5 protein-coding genes and 1 pseudogene are annotated in these 5,277 nt (G+C 61.1%); 1 reads left to right on the top strand and 5 read right to left on the bottom strand.

Annotated elements, in window-relative coordinates; genetic code table 11:
* The 5 genes from ACILRA_RS22355 to ACILRA_RS22335 all read right to left on the bottom strand — a co-directional run.
* Positions 1–377 (bottom strand): IS3 family transposase (locus ACILRA_RS22355; RefSeq protein ID WP_395664243.1); only part of this gene is annotated, 377 nt, incomplete at its 3' end.
* Positions 374–775, bottom strand: coding sequence for a transposase (locus ACILRA_RS22350; RefSeq protein ID WP_395664242.1), 402 nt, complete (start codon positions 773–775; stop codon positions 374–376). The genes ACILRA_RS22355 and ACILRA_RS22350, both read right to left, overlap by 4 nt.
* A gap of 13 nt (positions 776–788) precedes the next feature.
* On the bottom strand, positions 789–2,699 hold the full coding sequence (locus tag ACILRA_RS22345; protein ID WP_395664241.1) for a phage/plasmid primase, P4 family: 1,911 nt from the start codon (positions 2,697–2,699) through the stop codon (positions 789–791).
* A gap of 104 nt (positions 2,700–2,803) precedes the next feature.
* Entirely contained in the window at positions 2,804–3,019 is a 216-nt protein-coding gene (locus tag ACILRA_RS22340) for a hypothetical protein (RefSeq protein ID WP_395664240.1), read from the bottom strand.
* 224 nt (positions 3,020–3,243) lie between these two features.
* Positions 3,244–4,500, bottom strand: coding sequence for a tyrosine-type recombinase/integrase (locus tag ACILRA_RS22335; RefSeq protein WP_395664239.1), 1,257 nt, complete (start codon positions 4,498–4,500; stop codon positions 3,244–3,246).
* A 530-nt stretch (positions 4,501–5,030) separates the two neighbouring features.
* On the opposite strand from ACILRA_RS22335, the pseudogene ACILRA_RS22330 reads away from it, so the two are divergent.
* A pseudogene (locus ACILRA_RS22330) lies at positions 5,031–5,277 on the top strand (transposase); the annotation flags it as partial.

The following is a 5,277-nucleotide window of genomic DNA, read 5'->3' as shown; positions in this document are numbered from 1 at the left end:
ACCCTGTCGGTCATGATCGTCCCGTCATGCGGATGTTCCTCCCTGTCCACGGGCCTTTGCGGCGCAAGCAGGCTGTTCTCCCGCATGATCCGCCGCACCCTGCGCGCCGCCGTGCGAACGCCGTCTGACCGCAGGCGGGCCCAAACCTTGCGGTAGCCTTCCCCATTGAACGGCGAGGCCTCAATGACGGCTTCGATCCTGGTCAGCAATTCCGCGTCGCTGCAGGCGCCCTGAGGCCCGCGCCGGCGTGCTGGACGGGCTGGCATGGCTTCTGCCGCCCGATGCCGGTACAGCGTCGCCCGCGGGAACTTCCAGACGCGGCAGACCGCATCGGCCGGGTAACAGCTCTGGGTGGAGGCCGAGGTGGTGCGGGTCATTTCCTCAATCTCCGCCCGGCCAAAGGGCGCCCGCCCTCCAGCATGTCGATCTTCGCGTAGAGCAACTCGTTGGCCATGGTGATCTCGCCCACCTTGGCCTTGAGGCGCTCGATCTCCTCGTCGCGGGCGTCCCGCTCGCGTTCCTTGAGCGCGCCTTCTGCCGCCAGGAGCGCCCGGTCGCGCCATTCCGACAGCCGGTGCACGGGTACATTTGTTTCCCGAGAGACCTTCTCCAAGGACTCGCCCCGCAGCAGGCGCTGCACGACCGCCAGCTTCCTCTTCGCCGAAAACCGCAACGGCGGCCCGGCCATGGCGTCGCCATCGCCTGCGTTCTGGGCGCGCGCTGGCGCCGCCATGGCCTCCGTCACAACCGATTCCAGTCCATTCTTTCCGTCCATGCTCTACCTCCGTCTATGCCATCGGTAGCGCAGCGGACTGTCTCAGGAAACCGTGCCCCGGCCCAGGCGCACCGTAGAGCGGCCTGGCGGTGAGCGTGTCGAAACCTGTCATCTGCTTGACCGCATTGCTGTCGAGGTGGCGGCCTTCCCCAGTTTCGTTACAGAACGCTAGCCTTGCGCCCTTGAGGCGCATCAGATCGGGCGATGCTGCCTGCGGGTCACGCCTGGTCGTCATCAGCGTTTCGGTTGAGATCGCCGCGGCGTAGTCACCTAGGAGCCACGCCAGCACTTCCATAAAGGTGGATTTGCCGTTCGCCCCGCTCCCATGCATGAAAAAGAGGTTCTGGATGAGCGGCTTGCCGAACAAGCAGATACCGGCGAGTTGTTGGAGCACGCGCCTGACCTCCTGTTCTGGCTGGACCTCGGCCAAGAAGCGCTCGAAGGTCGGGCATCTGGCGTCCGCCTCGAACGCCACGTTCGCCCGCTTGGACACCAGCATAGCAGGCGAAGGCTGCATAAGTCGGCGGTCATCAAGGTGCAGAATGCCGTTCCGAACTCCGAGCAGTGCAGGGTCGTTGTCGAATTCTGCAAGAGATGCCCACATGCCCTCCTGTGCAAAGCCGTATTTTGCCATCGCCTGGAGGCGAGGCAAAGTGTCGGCGCGCGCGGCGCGCTTTGTCAGCACCTCTCGCAACGCACCGTCATGGGCTCGGCTCGCGTCGCGGAGGAGCGCTCGGACCACCGCAGCGGCAGCGTTCAGTGGCACCTTTTCGGCCTCGACCTTCAGCCAACCTGCCAATGAATTAAACTCCAGAATGCTTTTGTCTTCCGGAACATGCAGCAGTCGCCCGTGCCACATCTCCGCGAAAACAAGACCGTTGGCGGTGTCGCCTCCTGTGCCATGGTTGTATTTCGTGCGGATTTGACGGTCCACCTCGGTGGGATCGGGGAATGCCTCAGTCGGTTGTAGCGTCTTGAGCACCTGTAGCCGTTCGGAGATCAGATCCGCTCTCAATCCATGCTCTGTCTTGGGTCCGCCCTGTTCCGCGATCCATGACAGGAATGCGCTGCTGTCCCAGCTTTCGCAGTGAGCATGATAGCAGCAGAACGCCCGGTTGGTGGGATTGTAGCGGCCCTCCGGGTTGCCGTCCGTATGCTCATGGCTGTTGGGGCAGACAATGCCGCACCAGCCCTCGGCATTCACACGCGACAGCACGAGCCCTTGATCCGACAGCCAACGCAGCACGCTGTCGCCACCGTTATCCTGTATCTTGATGCCTTGGACACCGCGACCGTCAGCAGGCCCTCGCACAACGCCCAGCGCCTCGCAGATCCCCGGTAGCGTGTACTCACGTTCGGGATGGAACTCGATCAACCGGGCGGCAAAACGGTTCTTGCCCGGTTTGAGGTTGACCGACCCCGGCAGCCTGCAGTTCCGCACGGCATTCGTGGCACCCGGGTCGGTGTAACCCGCAGCTGCGATGGCTTTCATCGCTGCGGTAAACTCACCCTTGGTCGGCTGCTCGGCGAAAACGTACCCCCACTGCTGATTGCCGGGGGATGTTTCGATCTTCCATGTTGGTTCCAGCAGCGGCATTTTCGACTTGGTGCCGATGTCGTCCAGCATGAGGAAGGCGACATGCTCGCAATTTGCCGCTGAGGCTGATGGCTTGTCATCTCTAAACCTGTCCCGGATGAATATGCCGGTATTGACGTAGGTGGCAGCACCGGGCGCCAGCGAAGCGCTTTCGGGCAGTGCCGCAGGCCAAGTGGCCTTGATCGCGCCATCCGCGTGGAACTGCATCTTGTTGTCACTAAGGATCGGCTTCTGCTTAACGACGAGAAGCGTCTCGTCAGAACCGGTAAGTGATGTCAGATGCGCAAGCAAGCGCTCCGCGTCGGTATCTTTTGTGGTCGTGTTCATCTCAGGCCCTTTGATTTGAGGGCCAGAAGCTGTTATATTCCGTCTACGGATGATGCCTGCGAAAACACCGCCCCGGCCGGGTGAACAGCTTTGGCCGGGGATTTTTACTTGCTGGCGGTGAAGGTGGCGGGATGGGTGGCCTCAGACCACCAGCGTTCTGCTTCGGACGCATCAATCAACGTCTTGCGGCCCAGTTTGCGGGCGTTGAGCCGCCCTGACCGCAGTTCGCGATAGCCCTTCGAGTGTGAAATGTCGTAGCGCCGCAGAAATTCCTTAAAGGAATAAGCAGCCCGAGTGCTAGTGGCTTGGTCGTCAAGCATGGCAAAGCTCCGAATATGATGATGATCGGATCGCCTGCTGCGTGTCGATTATTGTCTCTTTACCGGCTGACCGTGTTCGAGGGAGGCGGGTTGCCCTTTTTCCGTTCACCCTGAGCGCTGCCAACGCAATCAGAGCTTTAACACAGACCGGACGCGAAGCCGCCCGTACCGGTAACCAAACCGATGGGACACGTCCTAGCAATTCTCCCTGTCTATGTCTAGGACTATTTATCTAATAAAGAATCCTTGTCAGGCTGACAAGTCTCATCTGATTTGGAAACGTACCCGGCCCACGCCTCCATGAGGAGGCGGCGCTTTTCGAACTGGTCGCCGCGCCGATAGGCTGCCTCAGCCTTGTCGCTTATCCGGTGGGCGAGGGCATGTTCGCAGGTCTCGTGCGTGAACGATGTCTGCTCGGATGCCCAGTCGCGGAATGAGCTGCGGAAGCCGTGCACGGTGATGTCGCCCCGATCCATGCGGCGGAGCTGCATGGTCATCGCCATGCCGCTCAGCGGCTTCGCCGAGCCGTTGCCGGGGAACACATGCGGGTTGCCCTCCAGACGAGGCAGCGCCGCCAGCAGTTCCAAGGCCCGAGGGCTGAGCGGCACGCGGTGCGCGTGACCGGCCTTCATGCGGATGGCTGGGACAGTCCACACCTTCTTGTCGAGGTCGATTTCCTCCCATCTTGCGCCCAGCACCTCGCCAGATCGCGTCGCGGTCAGGATGCAGAACTCCAGCGCCACCGCCGCTAGGCTCTTGCGCGACTGCAGGGCGGCTATGAAGGCCGGAACCTGATCGTATGGCAGCGCCGCGTGATGGCCTCTGGTGAGCCGCTGGCGGGCCGGTAGGATCGTTTTGAGGTGACCTCGCCATGCCGCAGGGTTCTCACCCGTCCTAAAGCCCCGGGCCTTCGCCGCGTCGAGGATATTCTCTAGCCGCCCTCGCAATCTTGCGGCGGTCTCGGGCACCTTGGTCCATATCGGCTGCAGGACCGCCAATATGTCCGCTGTCTCGATCTTGTCGATAGGCTTGCTGCGAATTGCCTTGCAATAAGCATCTCCCAGCGTCATCCGCCATTGGGCGAGGTGCTTGGCATTGCGGAACTTGGGGGCGTGAGACGCAACGTACTCGTCCGCGAAAGCGCCAAACGTTGGCACCACCGTGACCTTCTGGGCCGTCCGCTCCTCCTTGGGGTTCTTGCCTTGCCTGACCAGCGCCCGCTGCTCGTCTGCCAGTTTGCGGACTTCTGCGAGGCCCACCCCGCCCTTACCTGCTCTTCCGAGGCCCAGTTCGCGGCGCTTGCCACCGTATCTGTAGAAAAGAAACCACTGGCGGCTGCCGCCATCTCTGACGACCAGGTACAGCCCGTTGCCATCCGAGTAGCGGCCCGGTTCGGTGACAGTCTCGACAGTTCGCGCGCTCAGCTTTCCAGTCATGATCCTGATTTGCCCCACCATCTGCCCCACCAAAATGGTTGACATCAGGGGCTACGTCAAGACACGATCAGACCACTAGTTCCATCAGAGGGCCAGTAAAAACGGCACTTATGGACCTTCTAAGAAACGTCTTGGCGCACTGGGACCAAGTAATGCGGCGGACTCCGTCTCCGCCATTTAGCCCTTCGGCAAATCTCTCTCCCTGAATCTTGAGCGTCGAAAATCCCCAGTATTTGCGGGCTTCTTTGCAAAAGCTCCTGACTGTCGGATTGGCCATGAGGCCGAATTTTGTCTCTCTCGGCCCCACATTCTCCATACCTCCTGACTGCCCGGAAAAAGTACGGCGGCGATAAGCCGTTGAAATACTGTAGTTTTCTCGTGGACTCATCGCCGTACTTTGCATCTTCCATCCGGTGCGCGAGAGGCTCTGTCATCCAACCTGTACAATGCCCGCGAGCTTGTGATGGCGCCCAAAACTTAGGCTTGGGTTCATGTCAGCGATTCTTTCGGTGCTGGAATCAAGGAGGTCGGCTTTCCGGACCAAGAGACGCGGAGAGATCTCTTGGCGCGCGTGGCAGCTATGGTTCCAGGACGAGGCCCGCATCGGTCAGAAGAATGGCATCGTCCGCCAATGGAGCAGGCGTGGATCGAGGCCCCGCCAACCGGCCGATCAGCGCTATGAGAATGCCTATCTCTTTGGCGCCATATGTCCGGCACGTGGAACTGGCGCAGCGATTGCCGTGCCATATGCCGACACTGAGGCCATGCAGATGCATCTCAATGAGATCTCCCGCCATGTCGCAAAGGGTGCCCACGCCGTAC

The organism is Aestuariivirga sp., from assembly GCF_044239095.1.
GTDB lineage: Bacteria > Pseudomonadota > Alphaproteobacteria > Rhizobiales > Aestuariivirgaceae > Aestuariivirga.
Note: the sequence above shows the minus strand (reverse complement) of the source record. Positions and strands in the feature narration are given on the sequence as shown.

Bases quoted from the DNA above. Each gene is read 5' to 3' on its own strand.
- ACILRA_RS22335 (WP_395664239.1), bottom strand. From the start codon at position 4,500: ATGTCAACCATTTTGGTGGGGCAGATGGTGGGGCAAATCAGGATCATG.
- ACILRA_RS22345 (WP_395664241.1), bottom strand. From the start codon at position 2,699: ATGAACACGACCACAAAAGATACCGACGCGGAGCGCTTGCTTGCGCAT.
- ACILRA_RS22340 (WP_395664240.1), bottom strand. From the start codon at position 3,019: ATGCTTGACGACCAAGCCACTAGCACTCGGGCTGCTTATTCCTTTAAG.
- ACILRA_RS22350 (WP_395664242.1), bottom strand. From the start codon at position 775: ATGGACGGAAAGAATGGACTGGAATCGGTTGTGACGGAGGCCATGGCG.